At 44.5% G+C, this 25,952-nt stretch carries 22 protein-coding genes; 8 read left to right on the top strand and 14 right to left on the bottom strand.

All coding sequences use genetic code 11. The features are described from left to right. The 3 genes from JHC35_RS06600 to JHC35_RS06610 form a co-directional block, all read left to right on the top strand. Positions 1-1,418 (top strand): HD domain-containing protein (locus JHC35_RS06600; RefSeq protein ID WP_295043211.1); only part of this gene is annotated, 1,418 nt, incomplete at its 5' end. 2 nt (positions 1,419-1,420) lie between these two features. Continuing rightward, positions 1,421-3,235 (top strand): glutamine--fructose-6-phosphate transaminase (isomerizing), encoded by a 1,815-nt coding sequence (gene glmS / locus JHC35_RS06605; RefSeq protein ID WP_295043214.1) that lies wholly within the window; start codon positions 1,421-1,423, stop codon positions 3,233-3,235. A gap of 107 nt (positions 3,236-3,342) precedes the next feature. Then, a complete protein-coding gene (locus JHC35_RS06610) occupies positions 3,343-5,181 on the top strand; it encodes a GGDEF domain-containing protein (protein WP_295043217.1) in 1,839 nt (612 codons plus the stop codon). A gap of 87 nt (positions 5,182-5,268) precedes the next feature. On the opposite strand, the gene JHC35_RS06615 is transcribed toward JHC35_RS06610, so the two are convergent. The 3 genes from JHC35_RS06615 to thiC form a co-directional block, all read right to left on the bottom strand. Continuing rightward, positions 5,269-7,062 (bottom strand): GGDEF domain-containing protein, encoded by a 1,794-nt coding sequence (locus JHC35_RS06615; RefSeq protein WP_295043220.1) that lies wholly within the window; start codon positions 7,060-7,062, stop codon positions 5,269-5,271. Positions 7,063-7,168: 106 nt separating this feature from the next. Beyond that, positions 7,169-8,332 (bottom strand): Mrp/NBP35 family ATP-binding protein, encoded by a 1,164-nt coding sequence (locus JHC35_RS06620; RefSeq protein ID WP_295043223.1) that lies wholly within the window; start codon positions 8,330-8,332, stop codon positions 7,169-7,171. A 92-nt stretch (positions 8,333-8,424) separates the two neighbouring features. Continuing rightward, complete coding sequence (gene thiC / locus JHC35_RS06625; RefSeq protein WP_295043226.1) at positions 8,425-9,801, bottom strand: phosphomethylpyrimidine synthase ThiC; 1,377 nt, start codon at positions 9,799-9,801, stop codon at positions 8,425-8,427. Between the two features lie 215 nt (positions 9,802-10,016). On the opposite strand from thiC, the gene JHC35_RS06630 reads away from it, so the two are divergent. From JHC35_RS06630 to JHC35_RS06645, 4 genes are read left to right on the top strand one after another with little or no spacing between them, the layout of a single operon-like run. Next, positions 10,017-11,138 carry a bifunctional 2-C-methyl-D-erythritol 4-phosphate cytidylyltransferase/2-C-methyl-D-erythritol 2,4-cyclodiphosphate synthase gene (locus JHC35_RS06630; protein WP_295043229.1) on the top strand — a complete coding sequence of 374 codons (1,122 nt, stop codon included), beginning with the start codon at positions 10,017-10,019 and terminating at the stop codon, positions 11,136-11,138. Then, entirely contained in the window at positions 11,135-12,022 is an 888-nt protein-coding gene (locus JHC35_RS06635; protein ID WP_295043232.1) for a response regulator, read from the top strand. Before JHC35_RS06630 ends, JHC35_RS06635 begins: the two co-directional genes overlap by 4 nt. After that, on the top strand, positions 12,000-13,190 hold the full coding sequence (locus JHC35_RS06640; protein WP_295043235.1) for a sulfate adenylyltransferase: 1,191 nt from the start codon (positions 12,000-12,002) through the stop codon (positions 13,188-13,190). The genes JHC35_RS06635 and JHC35_RS06640 overlap by 23 nt, the downstream gene beginning before the upstream one ends. Positions 13,191-13,198: 8 nt before the next feature. Next, positions 13,199-13,708: a phosphatidylglycerophosphatase A gene (locus JHC35_RS06645; protein WP_295043238.1), complete on the top strand. Its 510-nt coding sequence runs from the start codon at positions 13,199-13,201 to the stop codon at positions 13,706-13,708. A 149-nt stretch (positions 13,709-13,857) separates the two neighbouring features. On the opposite strand, the gene JHC35_RS06650 is transcribed toward JHC35_RS06645, so the two are convergent. From JHC35_RS06650 to JHC35_RS06695, 10 genes are all read right to left on the bottom strand, one after another. Next, a complete protein-coding gene (locus JHC35_RS06650) occupies positions 13,858-14,349 on the bottom strand; it encodes a hypothetical protein (RefSeq protein WP_295043241.1) in 492 nt (163 codons plus the stop codon). Further along, positions 14,339-14,788, bottom strand: coding sequence for a hypothetical protein (locus JHC35_RS06655; protein WP_295043244.1), 450 nt, complete (start codon positions 14,786-14,788; stop codon positions 14,339-14,341). Before JHC35_RS06655 ends, JHC35_RS06650 begins: the two co-directional genes overlap by 11 nt. Beyond that, positions 14,785-15,882, bottom strand: a complete 1,098-nt coding sequence (locus JHC35_RS06660) for a 4Fe-4S binding protein (RefSeq protein ID WP_295043247.1) — start codon at positions 15,880-15,882, stop codon at positions 14,785-14,787. The genes JHC35_RS06655 and JHC35_RS06660 overlap by 4 nt, the downstream gene beginning before the upstream one ends. Positions 15,883-15,889: 7 nt before the next feature. Continuing rightward, positions 15,890-16,501, bottom strand: a complete 612-nt coding sequence (locus JHC35_RS06665; RefSeq protein ID WP_295043250.1) for a molecular chaperone TorD family protein — start codon at positions 16,499-16,501, stop codon at positions 15,890-15,892. A 91-nt stretch (positions 16,502-16,592) separates the two neighbouring features. Further along, positions 16,593-19,985: a molybdopterin-dependent oxidoreductase gene (locus JHC35_RS06670; RefSeq protein WP_295043302.1), complete on the bottom strand. Its 3,393-nt coding sequence runs from the start codon at positions 19,983-19,985 to the stop codon at positions 16,593-16,595. Positions 19,986-19,998: 13 nt separating this feature from the next. Next, on the bottom strand, positions 19,999-20,898 hold the full coding sequence (gene nrfD, locus JHC35_RS06675) for an NrfD/PsrC family molybdoenzyme membrane anchor subunit (RefSeq protein WP_295043253.1): 900 nt from the start codon (positions 20,896-20,898) through the stop codon (positions 19,999-20,001). Next, positions 20,898-21,536: a 4Fe-4S dicluster domain-containing protein gene (locus JHC35_RS06680; RefSeq protein ID WP_295043256.1), complete on the bottom strand. Its 639-nt coding sequence runs from the start codon at positions 21,534-21,536 to the stop codon at positions 20,898-20,900. The genes nrfD and JHC35_RS06680 overlap by 1 nt, the downstream gene beginning before the upstream one ends. A gap of 233 nt (positions 21,537-21,769) precedes the next feature. Further along, positions 21,770-23,062, bottom strand: a complete 1,293-nt coding sequence (hisD, locus tag JHC35_RS06685; protein WP_295043259.1) for a histidinol dehydrogenase — start codon at positions 23,060-23,062, stop codon at positions 21,770-21,772. 11 nt (positions 23,063-23,073) lie between these two features. Further along, on the bottom strand, positions 23,074-23,487 hold the full coding sequence (locus tag JHC35_RS06690; protein ID WP_295043261.1) for a DUF255 domain-containing protein: 414 nt from the start codon (positions 23,485-23,487) through the stop codon (positions 23,074-23,076). After that, positions 23,484-23,996, bottom strand: a complete 513-nt coding sequence (locus tag JHC35_RS06695) for a shikimate kinase (RefSeq protein WP_295043264.1) — start codon at positions 23,994-23,996, stop codon at positions 23,484-23,486. Before JHC35_RS06695 ends, JHC35_RS06690 begins: the two co-directional genes overlap by 4 nt. A gap of 63 nt (positions 23,997-24,059) precedes the next feature. On the opposite strand from JHC35_RS06695, the gene JHC35_RS06700 reads away from it, so the two are divergent. Then, positions 24,060-24,368, top strand: a complete 309-nt coding sequence (locus JHC35_RS06700; RefSeq protein WP_295043267.1) for a cupin domain-containing protein — start codon at positions 24,060-24,062, stop codon at positions 24,366-24,368. Here JHC35_RS06700 and JHC35_RS06705 read toward each other — a convergent pair. Further along, the gene (locus JHC35_RS06705; RefSeq protein ID WP_295043270.1) at positions 24,358-25,947 is read right to left on the bottom strand and encodes a methyl-accepting chemotaxis protein; all 1,590 of its coding nucleotides are present in this window, start codon (positions 25,945-25,947) and stop codon (positions 24,358-24,360) included. The genes JHC35_RS06700 and JHC35_RS06705 overlap by 11 nt on opposite strands. Between the last annotated feature and the right edge of the window lie 5 nt (positions 25,948-25,952).

Here is a 25,952-nt window from a genome sequence, read left to right on the forward strand (position 1 = left end):
CGTTGTTGGAATTGCTCGTTAATTTGGAGGATCGCGAATGGAAATTTGATTCAAGCGTCCTGTTTCATTTCACCTATACCCATATCAAACACCCTCTTAGAGTCAAAACGTATACATTATTGCGCAAATTGTTTGAGCGAAACCATTTTTATGTCATTTCAAAGCTCTTTTACGACGCGGGAATTTTGCACCATCTCATCGGCGCTTTCAAAAAAGTGCTCCATCTACCTCAATTTGACGGGTATCATCATTATCCGGTCGATTTGCATTCGATTAAATGTCTTGAAGCACTTGAAAATATCAAAGACCCTTATGTAGAGGCGCTCTATAAACCGCTCAGCGCTTCTGATAAGCTCCTTCTTAAAACAGCTATTTTACTCCATGATACAGGAAAAGGGCGCAAACAAGACCATTCCGAAGTGGGCGCGAAACTGATCGTCCCATTTTTGAAAAATCTCAAACTTCCCTCTCATCAGCTTGAGCGTGGAGCACTTTTGGTACGGCACCATATCTTGATGAGCAACGTAGCCTATCGGGAAAACCTCTATAACGAAAAAACCCTTTATCAGTTTATGTCTAAAATCAAAACACCTGAAAACCTAACACTCTTGTATATCTTAACCTATGCCGATATCAACGGAGTCGGGAATGGTACGTACACGAGTTTCGGCGCGAATTTGCTGCATGAGCTCTACGATGCCGCACTCGAAATTTCATCCCAAAACGACCGAATTACCGATGCAATCAAACGTGCGAACAAAGAGAAACGTCTCCTACATGATCCCGAATTTATGCAGCTTTCAAAAATTGAACAGAAAAAGATCCTCTCGATTGAATCCAACCTGTTCTTTTTCAAAAATACCCCAAACGATATTATCGACATTTCAAAACAGGCCTTTGCTTGCCACTCCTTTACCTATCAGCTCAATATCGAAGGGGGGCTGGTGATTCATATCTTCCGTCGGGTTCCGCTGAACCTCGGTTATTTACTCGGAAAACTCAGTTATCTTGATGTTGCCTCGATGGATATTTTCACGTTGTTCGACGGGATCAAATACTTCAAAATCGAATTCTTGCAACGCCCGCTTGATGGGACAATGGAACAAGTTGAAATGATTGTCGAAGAGGCATTCGATATGAGTAAAAAACTCTCATTATCTAAACCGATCATCAAACCCAGCGAAATCACTCTCGATTGTGATCACTCGATCCATTACGCGCAACTCAATCTAAATACTATAAATCAGCGGGGGCTTTTAGCCTATTTCGTTCAGCTTTTTGACGAAGCACAGATCAATATCGCAACCGCAAAAATTCATACCAACAAAAATATGGCGCGCGACCACTTCTTAATTGAAAAACAAAACAGAATGTGCGATAATGCGCGCGAAATAATTGCTAAATTAGTAGGAGAGTAACTATGTGCGGTATCGTCGGATATATTGGAGTCAAACCGGTTAAACAAATTTTGATCGACGGACTTCGTGAACTCGAATACCGAGGATACGATTCTGCCGGAATCGCAGTACTCCAAGAGGGACATTTTTCATTGTTCAAAGCGGTCGGCAAATTGGTTAATCTCGAAGAAAAAGCCAAAAACTACGAAAGCACCGGTTTTTCTGTCGGAATCGGGCATACCCGATGGGCAACTCACGGAAAACCGACCGAGCTCAATGCCCACCCCCATTTGGGACAAAACTCGTATGTCGTCCATAACGGTATTATCGAAAATTACCAAGAGCTAAAATCGATGCTCACCGCGCAAGGGGTTCAATTTTTGAGCCAAACCGATACCGAAGTTATCGTCCATCTCTTTGAACATCAACTCAAAACCGCCACATCACCGCTTCAAGCGTTTGAACAAACACTTGCTCAGCTGCACGGTGCGTATGCGATTTTACTCGTCAATGCCGATACGGAAGGGACGATTTTCTTTGCGAAACACGGTTCTCCGATGATCATTGGACGCAACAGCGAGAATGAAACGCTCTTTGGCTCTTCCGATGCCGCACTGATTGGAAAATGTCATGAAGTCATCTATCTCGAAGATGGCCATTACGGTTACGCTTCTGCCGAAAAAACAGTTCTCTTTAATGAACAACACCAAGAGGTAGCCCTTCGCTTTACCCCTCTTTCAGAGAACAAACTCTCTGCCCAAAAAGAGGGTTACCGTTTTTTTATGGAAAAAGAAATTTACGAACAAAGCCGTGTATTGGCAGATACCCTTTTAGGTCGTTTGCACGATGAAAGCGTCTATTTTGAAGAGATAGATCCGACCCTTTTCAACGGGATCAACGAAGTTAAATTTTGCGCTTGCGGAACCAGTTACCATGCAGCGCTCGTTGCAAGCTACCTTTTTGAACGTCACGCAAAAATCAAAACGTCTGTTGAAATCGCAAGTGAGTTCCGCTACCGCGAACCGTTCCTCACCCCAGATACCCTTTTTGTCGTTATCAGCCAAAGCGGAGAAACCGCCGATACGCTAGAAAGTCTCAAAATGGCAAAACGCAACAACCTCAAAACACTGGTGATTTGTAACGTCGACAACTCCTCGATGGTTCGACTTGCCGATGCTTCAATTCTTACCCGTGCGGGGATTGAAAAAGGGGTAGCGTCCACCAAAGCATTTGCCACCCAAGTGTGTGTTTTATGGATGCTCAGTCTCTATCTCGGTGGACTTAAGAACACTCTCTCAAACGATGAGCTTAAACGGCAAATCCATCTACTCCGAACCGTCCCCGCTACCGTTAATGTTGAGAATGCCCTTCATGAACAATTGCGCCGTCTCTCAAAACGCTACCTTCACGGACACGGCTTCTTCTTCATCGGACGAGATGTTTTTTATCCTCTTGCATTAGAGGGTGCGCTCAAACTCAAAGAGATCAGCTATCTCCATGCAGAGGGGTATCCGAGCGGAGAGATGAAACACGGCCCTATCGCCCTTGCCGATCCAGAGCTTTTTACCATTGCGCTCCTTCCTCAACACATGCTCTATGATAAAACAAAAAGTAATATCGAAGAACTCAGTGCCCGTGATTCAACCATCTGTTCAATCAGTCCGCTCGATTTTGACAAAGCAGACGATCACATTCGCACCTTTGATCGAGAAGATTACATGCTCGAATTTTTTGAGATAATGGTTGTATTACAGCTTCTATCAATGGAGATTGCTATTCGTCTAGGAAATGATGTCGATATGCCTCGTAATCTCGCTAAAAGTGTTACGGTTGAATAAACCGTTTCACCGCCACTTTGCTTTCATCAAATTTTAAAAATTATTTAGGTACCGTCCTTAAATTCTTTTCTCTACTTTTCACTGATTAAATTATAAGGTAATAATATATGAATACAAATCGTAAAATACTCTTTATCGTCGCCTTAATGCTGATCGGACTTGCCGTGGCAACAATCACGAACGTTGCTCTCAATTTCCGTGATTATGGGTATAACAACGCGATTGAAAAATCAAAAATGACGGCGGAAATCGTCCGTGACGGCCTCACCGCACATATGGTCAACGGCATCATGGACAAACGGGAATTTTTTCTTGCCAATATCGCTAATATCAAAGATGTTCAAAAATTATGGATTGTTCGATCCGATAACGTTGTCAGACAACACGGTGAAGGGCTTGATAACGAGCATGCACGTGATGCAATCGATAAAAAAGTTCTCAAAGAAGGGGTAATCATTCGCGAAATTCACGAAGATGCCCAAAATGCCGTATTGCGCGTCACAATCCCTTATACCGCTACGGCATACGGAAATCCAAACTGTCTTGCCTGTCATAATGCAAAAGAAGGCGATGTTTTAGGTGCGATCAGCATGGAATTTAATATCAATGACATCCGTCAAACCGGAGCAATGACCATTGCGAAAATTTTCGCGATCAATGTGGTTTTCATCATCATTGCACTTTGGGTAACCCACCACTATTTCAAACCGTATATGAAACTCTTTGAAAATCTCCAAAACGGTATCAAACGTGCCCGTACGGGAGATTTTAGTTTTCGTTTTACTACAACGCTTAAAGATGCGGGAAGCGAAGTAGCCGATCAGATGAATACCCTCTTCCAAAAGATGGAAGAGACCTTCGGAGGGATCAAGCACAATCTCAATACTTTTGCCTCACGCTCAAATATATCGACCTCCGACCCGCTCAGTACAGCCGGAATCATCATTCAAGAGCTTTCAGACGTTTATAAATTCAAAAAGACCATTGAGCATGATGCCAACAAAGACGCAGTCTATGAGCGCTTTATCTATGTTCTCAAAGAAAAATTCAATTTCAACCATTTTGCCCTTTACGAAGTCGATAAAACAACCAAAGAGCGCAAATTGATCTATATTACCGATCATCAAAGCTTCTGTCTTCCTGCAGTGGATAAAGATGCAAATGAATGCCGTGCATATCGGACGGCAACCGATGTGTATTCAACCGATTTCCCTGAAATTTGTGTCAATTGTGCGGACAAAAAAGAGTACTCTTGTATTCCGTTTAATATCAATGACGATTTGTCGCTGATTCTCTCTTATTCAGCAAAAGACGTTGAAACCATTCAAGCGATGAATCTCGTATTGCCAAGTATTCGAAACTATTTTGAAGCGGCAAAAGCGGTCATCGAAAGCCGTACATTGATGGATAAGCTGCGTGATTCATCACTGCGCGACGGAGCTACGGGACTCTATAACCGCCGTTTCTTGGAAGAATTTATTGACAAAATTTCCGAGCAAGCGATCCGTTCACACGTATCTTATGCCGTACTGATGATTGATATCGATTACTTCAAAATGGTCAATGATACGTATGGGCACGATGCGGGTGATGTCGTTATCAAATCACTTTCGGAAATTTTGGTCCAAAATATCCGAAAAGCCGATCTTCCGGTCCGTTACGGCGGAGAAGAGTTTTTAGTCTTGCTTCATAATACAACAACCGAAGGGGCATTGGGTGTAGCTGAAAAAATTCGGACACACTTTAATCAGAAAAAATTCCAGTTTGGAAGCGATACGGTTCAAAAAACGCTCAGTATCGGAATCGCGCACTTCCCGTCTCAATCAAATTCGATTTGGAAAGTGATCAAATTCGCAGACATCGCTCTATACGAAGGAAAACATACCGGACGTAATCGTATTGTCGAGTTTGAAGACCGTATGTTTAACGGCGGAGATCAATTCTAACTCTAATCCCCATTTCTCTCGATAGAGAGAAATACTCTCCTCGAAATAAACCAATCCTCTTTATAACACTCAAAAAAACATCAACTCTCACACCGGCATCGTCTTCGTATCATAGGATAACGCGATATTGCCCCCTTGATGTTTAGCTTCCAATAAAGCCCGCTTTGCATACTCGATACATTGCATCATATCCGGTGTTTGCTGTGGAAAATACGACATACCGATACTTACCGTTTTGAGAATAGCATATGTATTGATCCGAATCTTCTTTTTAAAAGAGAGTCGGATCGCTTCTGCAACGCCGTTCACATCTTCAGGTTCATAATCGTATAACACAACAGCAAAAGTATCTCCGCTATAGCGAATGAGTATATCTCCTTGGCGAATATTTTCATGGATATTGTGAGCCATTGCTTTGATCACTTCATCCGCAATCACTGTGCCGTAAGAGCTGTTAATTTGATCGAATTGATCCATATCGACAAACAAAACGCCATAAGGGATGATGGTACGAGTCGACTGTGCCATGATAAGTTTCGTCATCTCTTCGAGATAAGCGCGGTTGTAAAGTTGTGTTAGAGGATCGATGCGAACCGTTTGCTGAAGCTTCTTGTTAATGATCTGAAGTTTCGCCGCATTGATGTAATTTCCAAGCTGTTCAAGAGCTAAACGGATCGGTTTGATTTCACGTTCATCGTACGTTACCAACGATATAACTATATCCAAATCGTCCACAATCGGATAACTTTGACACACGTAATGGGCTGAGGGATCGATCATCTTCGGACATGCCACTTCGCATTGACTCGAATCGACAATTCCGCTTGTACGATCGGCTCGACACCCGCTTAATGCATCACACAACAATGTTTTCTCAGAATGGATAACATGGGTCGTTTTATTGAGCGGATTTAGCTCCAAAATATTGAAATTACTCAAATTCCATCGTGTACGCAGTAATGCGATAATACGGCTGTAAACCTCTTCAAGATTTTGATCTTTTTCAATTTCCGCACGAAAGCGCTCCACCTCATAGAGTTGATGTATCCCCATTTGAAGGTTATAGAGCGGATCGCTGTTTTGATGATCGAGTCGGATAAGAGATCTCATCTTTTTACCGCTGATCGTAAGGGCGCTGTCGAGTTTTTCCATCACCGAATTGGTCCACATCGCCGCATTATGCGCATCCAATGTCTCTGCCGACATAATGCGGTGCGAATAATCTCCCCCTTCCGCATATTCCATCGTTTGAGCTACGGACTGCAATGTTTCTTTGTACGATGTAATAAATCGATAAATATTGCGGATCAGAAAATAGGTCAAGACAACGATAAGCGTTATGAGCAATGCAACACTAATCAGCCCTGTAACTTTGAGATCGTTCATCTCCATTTCGATGGAAACAACACCCAATACCGCTCCGGCTTTGGAATCGTGACAACTCAAACAATCAATTTTCCCTTTGTCGGTTGCGACATAAGGGATCGATAAGCGATATAGCGTATCTGCAAAAAGAGTTCCTTTGATCTCATCCATCTCTTTAGCACTTCGCAAAACGCTACGATCAATATCATCGACCGGTTCTTGGGGGTGAATGCCTCTGCCGTATTGCCGTGCCAGTTCATCCGAACGAACCACCCATGCCCGCTTCATCCCATCAACCGTCGCAATCTGTTTGAGCAAATCGTTTTGATAATCAGAACTGCCGGTTATCATGTGAGCCGTTAGCGATTCACGAACAATGTCTGCCGCCGTTTTCGCTTTGCTCTGTGCGGATTGCAAGGTCATATAACGAAACGTTCCAGCCAAGATGACAATAAAAAGAACCATTATGGCAATGATAGTGATCGATAGGGTAAAAAGTGTTTTCTCTTTTTTCATTATTCCTGACTTACAGTACGTAAATAGACCGATTATACTGAAAAAAAGATTAGAGTTGTAAAAAAGGGAGGTTTCTCCTCTCTAAATGAGGAGAAAAAGGGTTATTTTAGTGGCAGCCGCATCCGGTGCCGCAACTTCCGCCGCTCTCTTGTTTTGGAGCCGCAGCCGTAGAACACGCCGATACACCCGGAGGAGTATTTGGTTGGATCGCTTGATTATCTACCCCACCCTCTTCGTTGATTTTCTCAATAGTTGCCCAAAGATCTTCCGCCGCTTTCATGTAGCGTTTTGCCGTTTCAGAGGTCGGAGCGTAATACGTTACCGGCTTTCCTTCGTCTCCTCCGGTACGGATTGACGGTTCGATAGGAATTTCAGCGAGAATAGTCGTCTCGAACTGATCTGCCATCGCTTTGGATGTCCCTTTTCCGAAGATGTCATACTCGACACCTGTATCCGGAGCGATAAAACCGGACATGTTTTCCACCACACCCGCGATAGGGATATGAAGTTTTTTGAACATATCGAGGCTTCGGCGTGAATCATCCAAAGAGACCATTTGCGGTGTTGTAACCGTTACACCGACGGTGACCGGAACGCTTTGCGCCAATGTTAGTTGCGCATCCCCCGTCCCCGGAGGCATATCGATCACCAAACAATCCAAATCCGACCACATAATGTCACGCAAAAACTGCTCGATCGCTTTCATAATCATCGCACCGCGCCAGATAAGCGATTGGCCCTCTTCCATGAGGGAGCCCATCGACATCATCTCAATCCCGTACGCTTTGATCGGGAGGACTTTATTTCCGACCACTTCAGGCTTAATCCCATCCACGCCAAGCATACGCGGGATATTAGGACCATAAATATCCGCATCCAAAAGACCCACTTTTTTCCCTTGCATCGCTAAAGCTACCGCAAGGTTGACCGAAGTGGTCGATTTACCGACTCCACCCTTACCTGAACTCACCATAATGAAGTTTTTCACCTGCGGAGCGATATTTTTCCCCTTGGACGAACTCTCACGCGGCATTTTAGGTGCCGTAATGTTCACAACAACCTCACCTGCACCGGCACGTTTCAACGCATCGGTTGCTTCCATGGTGATTTGGTGCGCTACCTCAGGAGCACTGGAGGTGATGTCGACAGTGACGCTGACATTGTTCCCCTCAATTTTGATCTCTTTGACAAATCCGAATGTCACGATGTCTTTCGTGAATCCCGGATAGGTAACTTTTGATAATGCCGATTTTACAATTTCTTCTGTCATTTTATTTATTTCCTTTTTATTTGTTTTCCGTTTGTGGCGAGCTTGTCGAACCATGAACTTTTCACCCTTCGACAAGCTCAGGGCGAACGGTATTAACTTGCACTCTGTGCTTTTGCTTCTTCGGCAATCTGTGCGATCGCTTCAGGATTATCCATAATCTGTTGAGTGATTTTGTACGAACAAAATTTCGGTCCGCACATCGAACAAAACTCCGCCTCTTTAAAAACATCCTGTGGCAATGTCTCATCATGATACTCTCGAGCCCGTTCCGGATCAAGCGCCAGTTCAAACTGACGGTTCCAATCAAACGCATACCGTGCATCGCTCATCGCATCGTCGATGTCACGCGCACCCTTACGACCGCGAGCAATATCAGCCGCGTGTGCCGCGATTTTGTACGCAATGATCCCCGCGCGGACATCTTCGGCATTCGGCAAGCCTAAATGCTCTTTCGGCGTCACATAACAGAGCATCGATGCCCCATGCCATCCGCCGACCGCCGCACCGATTGCGGAGCTGATATGATCATACCCTGCCGCGATGTCGGTAACCAACGGTCCGAGGATATAAAACGGCGCTTCATGACAGTATTCACGCTGAATTTTCATATTGCGTTCAATCTGATTAAGCGGAACGTGTCCTGGCCCCTCGATCATGACTTGAACATTTTTTTCCCATGCACGGAGTGTCAACTCGCCGAGCACTTTGAGCTCTCCAAGCTGCGCTTCATCGCTCGCATCGGCCAAGCATCCCGGACGAAGTGAATCCCCCAATGAGAGTGAGACGTCGTATCGTGCACAAATATCGAGGATTTCATCGTACGCGGTGTAAAACGGATTCTCTCGATGGTAATGCATCATCCATGCCGCCATGAGCGAACCGCCGCGACTCACAATCCCCATTTTACGCTTCGCAACTTTTGGCATAGTCTCCAACAAAAATCCGGCATGGATCGTGAAATAACTCACCCCTTGCTGCGCTTGGCGCTCTAAAACTTCGAGCATTTTCTCAATCGTGAGGTCTTCGACTTTGTTGTTCACATCGTGCAAAATTTGATAAATAGGTACCGTTCCGATCGGAATTTTAGAATTTGCGATAACCGCTTTGCGGATTTCATCCAAATCCCCACCCGTAGAGAGGTCCATTGCCGTATCGGCTTTATAGTGCTGAGAGACTTGTATTTTTTCGATCTCCCCTTGTACATCACTGGCAATCGCAGATGAGCCGATATTCGCATTGATTTTACAGCGTGCGGCAATCCCGATCGCCATCGGTTCCAAATTTTTATGGTTGACATTGGCGGGGATAATCAACCGACCCCGTGCCACTTCGGAACGAACCAACTCAGGATCAAGTTCTTCTATTCTTGCAACATAAGCCATCTCTTCGGTAATAATGCCCTGCTTGGCATAATACATCTGAGTTCGGACCGTGTCGTTTTCTCTTTTGGCGACCCATTCGGTTCTCATTGTGTGTGCTCCTTAAATTCCGAAAGCTATTTGGACTTATAAATAAGACCCCCTAAAAGGGTCGTATCGCTTTTCATGTAAATTAAAAATTTCAAGAGGATTTAGGAAAACTCTTCTCATCTCCCCTTGATGTGTTCTATAATTTATCGCAAACAAGATAAAAAAAAGCTTTTTAAGTGTATAATTTCGTAACAGTTTTCAAAATAGGATACATTTTGTCTGATTTTACCCTTGTTTTGCTTGCAGCAGGCAACTCAACCCGTTTTAAAGTTCCGGTAAAAAAACAATGGCTCCGTATCGGGCATGATCCTTTATGGTTTTATGTTACTAACCGTATCAAAGCCTCTATGGCCGATGTTCCTATTATTCTCGCCGCTCACCCCGATGAAATCCCATTTATGCGTACTATGTGTGATTTTACGATCGTTGAGGGGGGCAGCACCCGACAGCAATCGCTCAAAAATGCCCTCAAAGAAGTTCATACCCCTTATGTCCTTGTAACAGATATTGCCCGTGCCTGTATCGATCCTTCACTGATTGAACGATTGCTCGCGTCCAAAGGTTCTGCCGATGTTATCGTTCCAGCATTAGACATTCATGACACGGTTGTTTATGGAGATGCGACAATTGCGCGGGAGCAAGTCAAACGGATTCAAACACCGCAGCTTTCCCGCACCGATATTCTTCGAAATGCCTTAGAAACGGATGAAGAGTATACCGATGAGAGCAGTGCAATCGTCGCATTCGGAGGGACACGCCGATTTGTAAACGGCGATGAACGTGCAACCAAGATTACCCATGCGGGCGATACGGCAGGGCTAGAGTGTCTTCTCCCCCCTTCAACCATGACATTTACCGGCAACGGATTTGATGTACACGGTTTCGAAGATAACAAACCCATGGTACTCGGCGGGGTGAGCATCGATAGTCCCTTTGGGTTCAAAGCGCACAGTGACGGCGATGTCGCTATTCATGCCCTTATCGATGCACTGCTTGGAGCGGCATGCCTAGGAGACATCGGGATGCTTTTTCCCGATACGGATACAACATATAAAGATATCGATTCCAAAGAGTTATTGCGTCTATGTGTGCAAAAGCTTCACCATTTCGGGTTTGTGATTGCCCATGCCGATGTGACGATTATTGCGCAAACACCGAAAGTTGCCGCATACAAAAATGCGATGCGTCAAACATTGGCATCAATCATGCTTATTCCTGCATCACGGGTCAATGTTAAAGCGACTACAACGGAACATTTGGGCTTTATCGGACGCAAAGAAGGAGTCGGCGTCTTGGCTACAGCCTCAGTACACTATTTTGATTGGAAAAACGGATGAATATTCTCATTATCGAAAACGAAATTTACTTAGCGCAAAGTATCGCCTCCAAACTAAGCGATCTAAGTCACAACTGCGATATTTCAAGCTCCACGAAAGAAGGTTTGCGCGGGTTGCCGTATGATGTCGTCCTCCTCTCGACCAATATTAGCGGTCAAGATATTTATCCTGTCATCGAAGCGTATAAAGATGCCGTTGTTATCTTGATGGTCAGCTATGTGAGTAACGATACGGTATCCAAGCCTCTCGCCGCGGGAGCCAAAGACTATATTCTCAAACCCTTTATGATCGAAGAACTCATCCGTAAAATCCAACATTTTCAAAATCACGAACGTCTTCGCCGACAAAACCAAACGTATGAACGTTACCTTACCCATACGTTTAATGCGATCAACGTGGATGAGGATTTAGACAAAACCGAGCTTCCCCTCTTCATCTGCAGCGGCTACCAAAAATATGCCGACGCATTCGCATTCCGCTATGCGGCACACCACGATAAAACACTCCAATTCATTTCTCTTTCCTCCGCCAAAGCGTTCAGTGATATTGCGGCACAAAGTGATGATTCCATTCTCTTTATCACCGATTTTCAAAATCTCAAAAAATCGGATCAGAAACCGTTTTACGAATTGATCGGCGGCAAAAAATGTATCGTTTCGAGCACTGAACCGATCGATAACCCTCCATTCAAATTGATCGAGATTGAAAGCGACAATAACCTCTTCGACCAAGGTGAAATTTTACCGATTGAAGAGTATGTCAAATACATTATGATCCATTTCCAAAACCGCTTTCCGGATACCGAACTCTCCAAAAAATTAGGAATCTCACGCAAAAGCTTATGGGAAAAGAGAAAGAAATATGGCATCGTCAAGAAAAAATAGAGCTCTTTTCATCGACCAAGAGGCGGTTTCCGCCCTCACATTGCTCAAAGCGGGGATGCTCAGTCCCGTAACGGCACTAATGAACGAAGCACAAAGCAAAGAGGTCCTTAGCAGCGGTATGTTCATGGGGAAAACCTTCCCGTTTCCTCTCATCCTCTCTCCGAGCGGGAAAGTCAATGAAACCATTTTAACGACTGCCCAAAAAGGTGAGATTCTCGATCTGATTTGTGATGGCACTTTTATCGGAGAACTGTGTGTCGATGAAGTCTATCCTATCGATCCGTGTGAACGGCTGCGCCAGATTTACGGCACCGAAGATCTCTCTCATCCGGGGGTCAGTGCGACCTATAAGCGTCTCGGAAAATACGCGATCTGCGGTGATTATTCGATTGATCTCTCTCCAATACAATCACTGCAAAACATGATTGCCGAAGCAAAAGAGCAAATCGGAGCCCAACATACAACGGCGATGTTTATGGCAGCCAATCCGCTTCATCGCGCACATGAACGCCTCATCCGACAAAGCTTGGAAAGAACTGATCTGATCGTCATCTTCTTGCATAAGCCCTACAATTCAGCCGATTTGAAATACGAGCTTCGCCATCAGGCACTCCAATATTTCATCGATAACTTCTTACCGTGCAACCGCGCCGTCATCGTACCGCTGGAGAGCAGCTATATTTTTGCGGGAAGCAACGAAGTCATTCTCGATGCGATCGTCGCGAAAAACTACGGTTGCGATCGTCTGATGATCGGTCAAAATCATGCCGGAATCGGAATGTACTACGATCACAATGCCAACAAGTCAATCGTGGATCGTCTCGTCGGAATCGATATCGAAGTAGGAATGTCCAGCGAATACGTCTATTGTAATCAATGCAAAACACTCGTCAGCGTTCAAACCTGCCCTCACGGCCATCACCATCACATTTCTTATCATTCCGAATCGATCTTGGAGCTTATGCAGCAGGGGCTTCTCCCTCCGGCTGTTTTAGTGAGAAAAGAGATCTCTGCGATGATTGTCTCCTCACTCCATCCCAACCGATTCAAGAATCTCTCAAAGCTCTACTATGACATTATGCCCGTCAAAGGTCTTCTCGAAGAGCACACCGAAAAAGATTTCTACGTCGAGCTCATGCGCTTATACCAAACAACATCTTTAAACTGAGGAATTTAATGAACTGGTTTTTTCTCACCGTCGGATACAGCGGTCTTTTTCCCAAAGCTCCCGGAACCATGGGAACGATCGCCGCGCTTCCTTTAGGCGTTGCAATTCTCCTCTACTTTGGACCGCAAACGCTGTTTATGGCAACCATTTTGATCACGCTGATCGCGATCAAAGCGATCGACAAACACGAAAGCATCGTCAATAAACATGATGACAGTCGTATCGTTATCGATGAGCTGGTCGGAATGTGGTTCGCCCTCTCTATTGCACCCGGAATCAGATTTGATCTCACAGAGCTGATGGCATGGACGAACGGTATCGCGCTTCAAATTGTGATGAGTTTTATCTTTTTTCGCCTCTACGACATCAAAAAACCCTCGATTATCGGTCGGATTGATCGCGAAACCAAAGGAGGGCTTGGAGTTATGGGTGATGATATCATTGCTGGATTTGCTGCCGGTATCTCCTCTGCAATTGTTTGGCAAATTCTCCTCAAAAGCGGATTACTCTTTTTATAACCTTTTTCCCTTTGTTGGGAATCATCTTTATATTTCCTTAATACTGTAACGATTTCTTTGACATCCTCTTGATATCGCACGTCTTACAATAAAAACTCCAAACTTCCATCAAAGGGTTCTTATGACGTTTACCATGTCACAGATAAACGTTAAATCATCATGGGTTCATCAGTCGGTTCGATCTCTTCGAAATCCAATACTATCTGATCCAATATTTTTTGCGTCTGTTTTATTTTATCAATGTTTTCATCAAAGATCCCCTTTGACGCCGGAAATGCTTCGGAAAGCTCTTGATAAATCAAAATACGTCCGCCGAAATGGCGATTGAATTCATCAAAGGCACGGCGCAGATACTCTTTTGAGGTCGTATGACGGAAAAGTGCTTTGATCATTTTTTTACGCTCTTTGATCGGAATCGATTCATCGATCGCTTCAGCCACACGCTTGATGTCCAAACGAGACAAATAAGCACCGCAATGGTAAGGGGCTAAAAGTTTATCGGCCAGCTCTTCGACAAATCCGGGAACCGGTTCTTCGCCATTCTCATCCTCACTGTTTGTTTCACAACTTCCGGTATCGCATTTTTCGCGAACAAATTGATCAAACTCAGCTCGCAGGGTGCTAAAATCGTTATCTTTCATTCTTTTCTCCTCGTATTAAATCATAAAAATAGCGGCAATGTGAGCGCAACGCAATATCATCTGCAAAATCGTTACTCTCGGCATATCGCTCCAGCGCTTCTGGCATGATAAGTTCTCCGTTCAAACGCCCCTCTTCTATCCAAATCAGATCTACCAACCCTTGTTCTTTTGCATTTTCGGAAACCGAATCAACCAACGTTATCGCCTCTTCTTGATATTCCGAAGCGATAACTGCACCGCTGAGTTTTGAGCTGCGCATTTGAGAGAGGGTAAAAACAACATCATCACTCCGAATATTCATCGGAATAACCATGGCATTGACTCCGTTTTCTTTGAATAATTTGTTCACCGTCGATGAAAAACGGCTACTATGTGCCTCTTCGGCAATGTAGCCGAATAATCTGGTCTCTACCGTAATTGAATTATCGTTATTCATCATGAATTAAGCCCCCATAATTCCATCGCTTCCTCCTCTTCCAGTCGGCATCGTCGACAAATTTTTTCATCCCCGACCGAACTAAATATCAATCCGCATTCATCGCAACGGCGTACCGAAAAAGTAATCATATTTTGAACGGTCGGTTCATACCACTCTTTGAGATTATATGAAGTGGATACGCTAAGTGCATCACTCTCACATACATCATGACACAAATGGCATTTGACGCACAAAAACGGATCAAAATCGATTTTTGAACTGCGCATATCCGATGTCAAAGCGCCCGTAGGGCAAATGCGATAACAGAGTTCGCATGCCGTGCATTTTGACTCATCCATCAACTTTTGAGACGTAAAGGAGATCATCTGCGCATCCACCACGTGATATACGGAAGGTTTTTCAAACCTTTTTAATGCGGTAAAAAAGAGTTTTCGCCGATCGGTAATCTTTTTCGTTCGTAACTCCTGCGTATGGCTGCTGTCTGTTGAATACGTCATAAACTCATCGGTACTCAGCCGTACCTCCCGCTCAAAATTTTCCTTGATGACACCGATTTTATTGAGACGAAACGTCTTGAAAAAATCGCGCCGATCTTTCTCCTCTTTTGCCTCTTCTGCCGTATATCCTTCACTCACCAAATCTACACGATAAGGTGATTCAATCGCTTCGAGTGCATAATTGACATTCTCAACACGCACCAGCATATCACGCATCACTCTCTCACCGATAGAACATTCACTACAATGCCCGATATCGAGACGAAGAGCTTTTTTCATTCCACATAATGCAATAAGATGTTCACTTCCCAGAGCAGTGATGCAGGGAATATTTTTTTGACACGAGACCAGTGTTTCATTATCGGATAAAAATGAAAAGAAAAACTCGGTCGGGCTAAAATCATCCAATCCTAGCGCTTCAGTAGGGCACGATGCAACACATCCCGCACACCCGACACACATAGCTTGATTGATCGATGGTAAACGATCCGTGATAACAATCGCATCGGTAGGGCACACCTTTGAACAGTGTGTACATGCTGAGTTAATGCTCAGAGCACGAACACATGAAGCAGGAGACAAACTAAGCAAACCCATCGTCGTCTTATATCGCTTGAGAGAGAGTTTCGTTATCGCCAAGGATAAATTCGAGCGCTGTCTCAGCCGCGTCATAATAGAGCGGTGTACGTGCTTCATATTTCATATTGATCAGATACATCGGAGCCCATTTGAGCAGATGGGTATTGAGGAAACGGTGCTGAACATTTTTGAGCTCTTTAACCGCTTCATCATCGTTGAGTTCCATCGCTTTACGCTGCGCTTCACACAAATGGTGCATAAATTCCAACTCAATGCCGATATGATCTGACGATACCACACGCGCTACTTCATAATCGACCAAAAAATCGTATGCACTGTAAAAATCAGTCACAGGGTTTGCACCCCCTGTTTCGATCATCTGATCACTACGTGTATAAAACGTCTCATAGGGAACCAGATGCAAAATCGAAAGATTGACAAAATCAGGGTTCAAATGCCCTTCGATAATCTCTTTGTTGGAATGTTTTTTACGCACTTCCCATTCGCTCCAGTGAGGAAAAAATTCTAAAACAGTCGGATCGTTTTGCAAAGTTTCTAACAACGCTTCGTCAAGTTCTTGAAGCAATATTCGTGAAAGCAACGCATATATATTGCTTCGGGCAATGATCTCATCCATAACAGCTAGGCCTTTTAATTGTGATAGTAGGATTGTAGCCTAAAGGGCTGAAATGCCCTTTAGAAGTCCCTATTAGAAAGAGAAGAGGAGGTTATCCTTTGATATTGACATCGTATGCCGATGGATCGAGTTTAACCCACGGACGGAAAATGTGTTTCGGTCTGCGTAGTTTAGAATTTGAATCCAAACCGCGTGAAAGTTTGTCTCTCCACGCTTGATACACTTTGAAGTTGTTTTCATAGTTGACATAAATGTCACCGATCTTATCGCCCGCTTGCGCAGGCTCTAACAATACTTTATGGTGCCAACAGTGCATTCCCGATACCGGATCCGGATGAGCTGCCGCAACGGCATTTTGCCATGAACCGCTCAGACCATCCCACCAAACATTTTCAGAGTCACGGTTGTACTCTGGGAAACGTTCTGCTTTAAATCCTTTGATCCCCTCGACGTATTTGAGTTTACCCTCTTTACCGTCCATTTGAATCTCAGCAACCGGAACCCCGAAGCTATTAATACCGGTGGTACCGCTGTAATCATCAATGATACTTTGCCCACCCTCTTTACCGACGTTTGCAGGAGACTCTTTGAGAAACTCTTTATTGCTTAAATCACGAGGTGCGACGCCCGGAACGACTTTCCCATCAGTTACACCGTTAGGGATAGTTACATGGTTACTCAATTTCCAGCGTCCGCCGTGGTGAGAACACGCGAGTGTACCAGGAAGAACTCCCTCGGTCGGAACCGCCATAGCCACGAAGTGTCCGCTCTCCAGTCCTGAAACCGTATCGACAATTTTGACACGGATCGCATCACCGCGTTTGAATCCGAGACGTTGTGCATCTTTGGTCGAAATCCAAATCGGATCGTGGTTTTGAGAGATCTCCATCAAATGTTTCGAATTCGCAGAACGGGTATGAATGTTATACGGCAAACGGAATACCGTATTAAGGGCAAACGAGTTCTCCTCTTTCATATAGTAATGGTTGACGTGGGAGAGAATATGAACCATCTCCTCTTTCTCTTTATCGTTACGCGGATAGATTGCCATTGCGTATTCCGGCCATTTCCATTCTTTAGCTACCCATTGGGTATAGACATCAAGTTTACGGGTCGGAGTGGTATATCCTTGAAGTTTTTTGCCGTCAATTTGGATACCGATTTTTTTCGAGTTCCCTTTTTCATCGACCGCACTGATAATACCAGCTCCATCAACGCTCATAGAGGCTGCATCGTATTTGTGTTCATACGATTCTACTTTGCCCTCTTCGATTTTGAGTTCACGCTCTTGTACATCATAAACCTTATCCTCTTCTAGCCATGCACCGTGGTCACGCATATAGGAGTAGACAGGGAATTCCTCTTTGGTATAGCGCTCATCGTTCATAACTGTCTCGTAGAGTTTCGGCAAGTTGTCACCAAACGCCGCATCGTACCACTCTGCAATGGTAACCGGTTTGCCCGGATGACGTTTGGATTCCCACATCGTACGAATATTCAAGCTGCCGTCTGGATCAATAAATGAGTGAAGAAGCTCAAACCAGAACTCATTCTCTTCCCACACTTCTCCAAGTCCCGCTTTGATGTGTGCTTCGAGGGTTGCACGGTTAGGATTTTTAGGTTTCCAGCCTGATTTTTCGAGCGCCACACGTAAAACCGGCTGACGAAACGACGTCCAACGTGCAGGCATTGTCGCTTCGGAGTGTTGATCATGTCTCTCACCCGCAAGACCCACAGGGAGGACATAGTCCATGTACCAGTTGGTTTCTGACCATACCGGAGAGAGGTTAAAGGTGAGTTCCATTTTGGACTCATCTTTAAGCACCTCAATCCAGCGGAATCCGTCCGGATTAATCCAAACCGGATTGTACATACGCGGTGCATAGACTGACAATTTCGTCGGCACTTGCAATCCACGTGCAATCCATTTTTTCTGCCACTCCGTGTCAGTAAGAAGATGCGGTAATAAAAATGACATTTCATACGTCGAAAGAGGCCATTCCGGCGGCCATGTCAACTCATTCCATACCTTAACAGACGGAACGTCTTTGCCCGATTTACCTTGACCAACCGTAGAGCTTCCCCCTTTACCGCCAACGGAAATATCATGCCAATGGTACCAACCGGTACCTCCAACATTTCCGATAGCTCCACGTAAACCGGCAAGGAACAATACTGATTTACCAGCCATCCAACCGCCTCGATTCCCCGCAGCCGTTGCACGCCAAATATAGGTAGAGATCGCGTCACCTGCCCAGATAAACATCTCATAGAGTTTTTCGAGTTTATATGCCGGAATATGGGTCTCTTTTTCGGTAAATTCAAGGGTATAAGGGGCATACATCTCTTTAAGCATCCCCAAGTAACTCTCGAAATCACGCCCTTCCGGAACTTTTGAAATATAGTTTTTTTCAACCATATAATTCAGATAGTCGGTATCCTTCATCAACGTATCCCAGTTGAACCAACGTTTAACGAACGCTTTGTTTACCAAATTATCGTTCAAAATGCGGCTTGCCAAATAGAGATAAATAGCCGATTCAGTACCCGGCCATGGTGCCAACCAAAGATCGGCAATCCCCGCTGAGTTAGAGAGGCGCGGATCCATTACAACCAATTTCGCACCTTTTTTACGAGCATCGGCAATCATTCCGGCAGCCTGTTGAAAATAGTGCCCTGCATCCGCAGCATGCGAAGAATTTAAGAAAATAAGTTTCGCGTTTGCCCAGTCAGGACTGGTACGGTCATCATTTACGAAATGGATCGACGGTGTACGCCCGTTTGCTGAACAAATATTGGTATGGGAGTTGTATGAATCAATCCCCATAGATTCCCATACTTTAGGGACAAATCCGTTTTCATTCGGGCGACCAACATGGTACATACACAATTTTCGTGAAAGCGGATCACCTACGCGGAGAGTATCTCCCATTTTTTTACCGATAGTGGTCATCGCTTCATCCCACGTCGTACGGATCCATTTACCCTCACCGCGTTTTGAACCCGGCGCACGTTTAAGCGGGAACGGAATACGGTCAGGATCGTACATTTGCGATTGAACCGCGTACCCTTTGGCACAGTTACGACCGCGTGAACCCGGGTGTAATGGATTCCCCATGTATTTGCGTACGGTCAATGTTTTCTTATCAACCCATGCCGTCAATCCGCATGATGCTTCACAGTTCGAACATGCCGTCGGAATGACCATAAAATCGTGCACTAAAATACCGTCAGGATTCTCTTCACTACGGACGCCGTGACGACCAATACCGCCCCGTTTCCAATCGGTTCCGTCGAGTTCTTGGAAGTTATCCCATTGATCGAGCGGCGGATAAAACGATAAGGTATCGGGGGTATTGGTAAATTTGCTGGCTTTTACGGATTCAGCGGCAGCATCAATCGAAAATACCCCTTTAGCGATTGCGGCACCCGCTACAGTGAGCGCGGTCCCTTTTAAAAATGTTCTTCTACTTTCTAAATACATCATAATTTACCTCTTAGCTCATATTTAATAATTGTGGAATAACGAGCCAAACGTGTTTGCTCACCCACAAACCGACCAATGCCGATACGGCTGCGATTTTTAACAAATAATACGATTTGTTTTTCAAACTTAAGCATACGAGAGCCATAGGAATCAAGAACGCCAGAACTTGTCCAATCCAGAACATCGCGGTGTATTCGCCCCCTTTTACAAACGCTAATGTCGCGGCGACCTCTTCGGCTTTCATTCCGCCGAAGATATACTCTGACATATAGAGAATAAACGCTGCCGCTGCACTAAAGCCGAGTACTAGCGCCAAATCTTTTTTGACCGCTTCAGAAAATTTATTGCCACCGAGGAGAAGCATCGTTGCCGATCCCGCAAGGAGCGCTGCCAAAATCATTTGTGCCGATTCGGTAGGCATTTGCCACAACTCACGCGCTGTTGCTTCTGCCATTAAACCTGCGGTGTACAATGTGACCGGAATCGCCAACAATGTCGTCCATCCGAGCAACTTATCGTACATCGCTTCGTCTTTTTTCATGTAGATTGCATACGTCATCGCCAAAAGAAGTCCGACAAATCCTGTTGCCATCCATGCACCGATCGTAATCGCCGACGTCAAGTGCGGATAGAAGAAAATGTGCCAAAAACGGAACATTTGGTGCAAATCGATGACCGTAAAGAACAAGAAAAGGTGAATGAATACAATCGAAATCACCACTGCAGGGAACCGGATAAAGCCGGTTTGTTCCGGATACTTTTTCAACAAAAAGAACGTGAGGAAAATGATACCAGTACCGACACTTTTTGCCCACATATTCATTGTAATAATCCAGCCCCAAAATACGCTAGGAAGAGCAACGTCAAGGACTACGATCGCATTGGTTGCCGCAAGTGTTTCGTGTACCATTAGTGATGTCCTCCTAAATGGATATGGGTAAGGTTGTTAAATAGGTTGTGCCCTTCTCCACGGAATGATGCCAGTGGGTTAAGTTGAACGTTACCGCCGCCGACATAGAAGTGGTGAGGGTCAGTCCCTTTTTCAGGTTTACGTACTTGTACGTCACCTTGGTGTTGTTGAATATATTTGCTGATATTCGAGGTAGGATCATCCAAATCACCGAAAATATTGGCTTCAACCGGACATGCTACGACACATGATGGCATCATGCTGCTTGCAATACGGTGTGCACAATAAGTACATTTGTCTGCCGTTTGAGTTTGTGGATCGATGTAGATCGCACCGTAAGGACATGCCATTACACATCCCGCACATCCGATACAACGCTCTTTATCGATATTCACAATACCGTTTTCGAGATAATGCAATGCACTAACCGGACAAATGCGTTCACACGGTGCATTAGCACAGTGATTACATCGAAGCGGAGTAAACGTCCGTTTTGTCTCAGGGAATGCTCCCACATCAACATATTTAACACGTAGTCGCCATGTACTAAGTGGAACTTCGTTTTCCACTTTGCACGCGATCTCACAGCCCTTACACCCCATACAGAGGTGAAGGTCCACCAAGAAACCTAACTGCATATATTCTCCTTATTCCTGATTCACGCTGCTATCACACATATCATAAGTGATATGAATAATCTTTATTTGATGCTGTGATTACAGGCATTTAACGGCATTTCTGCTGGATTCATGATAGCCAAAATAGAATAAACTCAAACTAAATGCAAAACCCATTTTGCTATAACTTTTTGATATGTTACCATTTGTAAAAATAAACTCTCACCATTAGAGAGTTTAATAATAGAGGGATTTTAGAGGCCTAAGCGGCAGCGGACAGAAGCCTCGTGTGCTCCTAATCCTTCGGTATGGGCGATCAGTGCACACGCTTCACCGATCTCATTGATTGCTTGGCGCGAAAATGAAATGATGGAAGATTTTTTCATAAAATTCTCCACCCCCAGCGGAGAATAAAACTTCGCCGTTCCTCCCGTTGGAAGAGTATGATTCGGTCCCGCGACATAATCACCGATCGCTTCAGGGGTATAGTGACCGAGGAAAATGGCTCCGGCATGTTTTATCGACGGCAAAAGGGCAAAAGGGTTATCCGTTGCGACCTCAAGGTGCTCCGGAGCTACTTCATTCATTAATTTAACCGCTTCTTCCATCGATTCGGTCACAATGATCGCAGCACGCTCATGGATCGATTTGCGGGCAATTTCTTCGCGAGGAAGTTTTTTGAGCCAAACCTCGATCTCTGCCGCACAGGTATTCGCAAATTTTTGCGACGGTGTGATCAAAATTGAGCTTGCCATCTCATCGTGCTCCGCCTGAGAGAGAAGATCGATTGCGATATGCGACGGATTTGCCGAATCATCAGCCAAGACCCCGATCTCGCTTGGTCCTGCGATCATGTCGATATTCACCTCACCAAAGACCATTTTTTTTGCCGTAGCAACAAAAATATTACCCGGACCGGTGATGACGTCCACTTTTGGAATCGTTGCGGTTCCATATGCCATAGCGGCGATTGCGCTCGCTCCGCCCACTTTGAACACTTCAGTGACTCCACATAAATGGCATGCTGCCAAAAGAAGCTCATTGGGTTCATTATCCGGTGTCGGAGTGGTGACCACAATATGTTCTACCCCTGCAACCTGTGCGGGGATGACGTTCATAAGCAATGAACTCGGATAAGCCGCTTTCCCACCGGGAATATACAAACCTGCACGGTCGACCGGAGTCACTTTTTGTCCCAAAATCGTCCCGTTGGCTTCGGTATCAAACCAGCTTTTTGGCAATTGTTTTTCGTGATAGCTACGAATACGCTCATACGCCAAATGCAACGATGACTTCAACGTCGGTTCTAATGCTTCATATGCTCGTTTCATCTGCACTGCATCAATACGTAATTCTGCCCCCGAAGAGGGTGTCCAACGGTCAAATTTAGAAATATGCCCGATGAGTGCATCATCACCATCGGTACGAATGTCGTCAATCAACCCTTTAACAATCGATGAAACATGCTCCATATCCATTTTACCACGCCCTAAAAGCTCCCTGAACACGGAATCGAATGTTACATCATTGGTATGTATCAAAGTCATTGCTTCTCCCTTTATTTTTGCGGCGTGTTGGTTTTATATTCTTGCTTAACAATCTCAAGCGCTTTTAAAAACTCATCGCTCTCGATAGCCCCCATAATCGGTTCAAACATCGGCGTTCTCTCTTTTATAAACCATGTTGCCGGTGTCCCCTGAGTCATAAGCGACGGCGGAACGCTCCCTTCATCCACTACCCCTTCGTAACTTACGAAATCACGGTTCAATACGGCAACAACTTTTTGGTTTTTAAGTGTCTTTTGCTTGAGGACATCACACCATCGGCATCCGTTTTTGGTCACCAGTACCATTAAAGGTTTTTTCTCTTTGATAGAGCGTTCAACAGCCGAAGAAATATTCTTTTCCCATTTAACCTCTGCCGCATACAATGAGATCATTGATAGCGCAAGCAACCATAGTATTTTTATCATTTTAATTTTACCTTTTTTAGAATCTCTTTGGCAATTTTAGGAATCTCTTTGTTCTCAACGTCGATCACGATATCGGCTACTTTTAGATACAGCGGTAAACGCTCTTCATACAAAGCACGCGCTTTCTCAATGTCTTGAAACAAAGGTCGTTTTTTGAGTTTTTTCTCGGCGTTCGGATGTTCCAAAATGCGCCGATAAATAACATCAAAAGGGGCATTCAATAATACTATCGTCCCTACTTTTTTCAGATTAGGAACTTTATAAAATCCCCCTCCGGTAGAAATCAAAGTATTATCGACATTTTTTTTGAGCCAACGCGCCACTTTCCGTTCAAGTGCACGGAAGTACGGCTCTCCCTCTTCAGCGAAAATCTTTTTGATACGGCGATTTTCCATGCTCTCGATAATATCATCCGTATCCAATGCTACCATTTTGGAAACTTTGACAATCTCCCGCGCTACGGAACCCTTACCAACTCCCATAAAACCGATTAGGACAATGTTTTTCATAAATTCTCTACTGTTGGTTTATAATGATGACATCATATCATGCATTAACTTAGGAGTATTTTCTTGATTCAACTCAATAATTTATCAATCGCCCCTTACCCGAATGAAGAAGCAGAAACATTTACCACCCTTTTTGAAAACACGTCACTCAAAATAGAGGCCATCCGATCTTGGTTAAAAAACCCCGGAGAACTCTATAATCAGGATCGAGACGAATGGGTGTTGTTGGTAGAGGGGGAAGCCGAATTGGAAATCGAGGATCAAATACTGAAATTATGCAAAGGGGACTATCTGCTCATCCCAAAATATACCTCGCACAGGGTACGTTCTACAGCCAAAGATACCCTTTGGCTCGGTATCTTTAGCTCTTGAATTCGTTGATTCGCGCAGAAAGCGATTGAGCAACTTGCATCAATTGTGCCGAATCGCTCTGAATTTGCTCGACACTTTTTTGATTTGATTCGGAAACCACATTGATTTGTGAAATTTTTTCAATGATCCACTCAATATGACCGACCATTTCAACCGAATCGTTGTGCGAGCGTTGTGCGACACCGACAGAGCGCTCCATCTCTGAGGATGTTGCAGAGATTTTCTCTTCCACTTCGTTGGAAATGGCCGTCAGTGTATTCATATTTTTCGCGTTTTCACCCATTTTGTCACTCACATCGTTGATCGATTGAACAATCGTTCCGACACTGATTTCAATCTCGGTCAAACTTTTTTGGGTACGTTCTGCCAATTTACGCACTTCATCCGCAACAACAGCGAATCCGCGTCCATGTTCACCGGCGCGCGCGGCTTCAATCGCTGCATTAAGAGCCAAAAGATTGGTCTGATCAGCAATATCTTTGATGACACCGAGAACATTTTTGACCTGATCGGCATCATTGCGAAGTGAAATAAGCTGCGAAGACATCTCTTGCTCTGTTTCGATGTACCCCTCTACTTCACCGACCAAACGATACAACGCATCTTTAGCCGTTACCAACTCTTCGTTGGCATTGGCAACGTTGCGTTGTGTTTGTTCCGAAATCGCGATCGCACCGGAGAGAATTTCTTTGATCGATTGGCTTTTTTGGGTCGTCGATTCAACGATTTGACGCTCTTGCTCAACTCCGCCGGAGATAGTACGGGTAGCGTCGGTAATCGTTGTCGCGATCATTGAGTTCTGTTTTCCGAGATCTTTGACTTCATTAACCGTTTCTTGAACCATCGAGACAAAATTATTCACGGCGGTTGCGGCATCGGCAAATTCATCTTTTTTGACAACTTCAAGCCGTTTGGTTAAATCTTTATCCCCGCTTACTAATGCTCCGATACGATTTCGTAGCCCTTCGAGAGGTTGAAGCACCTCTTTTCCGAAGAAAATATTCATAACCACAATAAATGCGATGACGACAATGCTCAATGCAATCAATAAAATGGTTTGTGTTTTATTGATTTTCGCATCGTTTTTCTCAAGAGAAATAACCAAATCCATAACCCCAAGAACATGTCCGGCTTCTACATTCGTATGACATGCGGTACAACGCTGCTCAGCAACGAGAGGCTGTAAAAGGCGGATCGTATGCTCTCCGTTATCTATTTTTTCAAGAACTTGGGGTTTTTTCGTTTTAAATACGTCTTGGATCATCGGTTCATCGCTGAACTTTGCATCCGGAGCTAACAGATCGATAACCGCTTGGGATTTTTCCACTTTTAAAGCAGCAATCCCGTCAATTTTTTGTGCTTTTGTAATCGCATCCGCAACAATCGCAGGATCCCCTGCGAGCATACTACCCGTCAAGGTTTGAAAAATTGATTCACTTAGCATGGTCAAAGAGCGTTTTGCTGTCTCATTTGAAAAATCACGAAAGGTTGTCGTCAGGTACCAATAGATAGCTCCAAGCCCCACAAAACTAAACAAAAGTGTTGAAAAAAATATTTTTGATTTGACAGTATTGAACACCCTAA

Origin of the sequence: Sulfuricurvum sp. (genome assembly GCF_022759005.1) — a bacterium.
In the GTDB taxonomy this organism is placed as follows: domain Bacteria; phylum Campylobacterota; class Campylobacteria; order Campylobacterales; family Sulfurimonadaceae; genus Sulfuricurvum.

What these genes read in the sequence shown, in the direction of transcription:
- glmS (WP_295043214.1), top strand. Translation starts at nt 1,421, where the DNA reads ATGTGCGGTATCGTCGGATATATTGGAGTCAAACCGGTTAAACAAATT.
- JHC35_RS06610 (WP_295043217.1), top strand. Translation starts at nt 3,343, where the DNA reads ATGAATACAAATCGTAAAATACTCTTTATCGTCGCCTTAATGCTGATC.
- JHC35_RS06615 (WP_295043220.1), bottom strand. Translation starts at nt 7,062, where the DNA reads ATGAAAAAAGAGAAAACACTTTTTACCCTATCGATCACTATCATTGCC.
- JHC35_RS06620 (WP_295043223.1), bottom strand. Translation starts at nt 8,332, where the DNA reads ATGACAGAAGAAATTGTAAAATCGGCATTATCAAAAGTTACCTATCCG.
- thiC (WP_295043226.1), bottom strand. Translation starts at nt 9,801, where the DNA reads ATGAGAACCGAATGGGTCGCCAAAAGAGAAAACGACACGGTCCGAACT.
- JHC35_RS06635 (WP_295043232.1), top strand. Translation starts at nt 11,135, where the DNA reads ATGAATATTCTCATTATCGAAAACGAAATTTACTTAGCGCAAAGTATC.
- JHC35_RS06640 (WP_295043235.1), top strand. Translation starts at nt 12,000, where the DNA reads ATGGCATCGTCAAGAAAAAATAGAGCTCTTTTCATCGACCAAGAGGCG.
- JHC35_RS06645 (WP_295043238.1), top strand. Translation starts at nt 13,199, where the DNA reads ATGAACTGGTTTTTTCTCACCGTCGGATACAGCGGTCTTTTTCCCAAA.
- JHC35_RS06650 (WP_295043241.1), bottom strand. Translation starts at nt 14,349, where the DNA reads ATGAAAGATAACGATTTTAGCACCCTGCGAGCTGAGTTTGATCAATTT.
- JHC35_RS06655 (WP_295043244.1), bottom strand. Translation starts at nt 14,788, where the DNA reads ATGATGAATAACGATAATTCAATTACGGTAGAGACCAGATTATTCGGC.
- JHC35_RS06660 (WP_295043247.1), bottom strand. Translation starts at nt 15,882, where the DNA reads ATGGGTTTGCTTAGTTTGTCTCCTGCTTCATGTGTTCGTGCTCTGAGC.
- JHC35_RS06665 (WP_295043250.1), bottom strand. Translation starts at nt 16,501, where the DNA reads ATGGATGAGATCATTGCCCGAAGCAATATATATGCGTTGCTTTCACGA.
- JHC35_RS06670 (WP_295043302.1), bottom strand. Translation starts at nt 19,985, where the DNA reads ATGTATTTAGAAAGTAGAAGAACATTTTTAAAAGGGACCGCGCTCACT.
- nrfD (WP_295043253.1), bottom strand. Translation starts at nt 20,898, where the DNA reads ATGGTACACGAAACACTTGCGGCAACCAATGCGATCGTAGTCCTTGAC.
- JHC35_RS06680 (WP_295043256.1), bottom strand. Translation starts at nt 21,536, where the DNA reads ATGCAGTTAGGTTTCTTGGTGGACCTTCACCTCTGTATGGGGTGTAAG.
- hisD (WP_295043259.1), bottom strand. Translation starts at nt 23,062, where the DNA reads ATGACTTTGATACATACCAATGATGTAACATTCGATTCCGTGTTCAGG.
- JHC35_RS06690 (WP_295043261.1), bottom strand. Translation starts at nt 23,487, where the DNA reads ATGATAAAAATACTATGGTTGCTTGCGCTATCAATGATCTCATTGTAT.
- JHC35_RS06695 (WP_295043264.1), bottom strand. Translation starts at nt 23,996, where the DNA reads ATGAAAAACATTGTCCTAATCGGTTTTATGGGAGTTGGTAAGGGTTCC.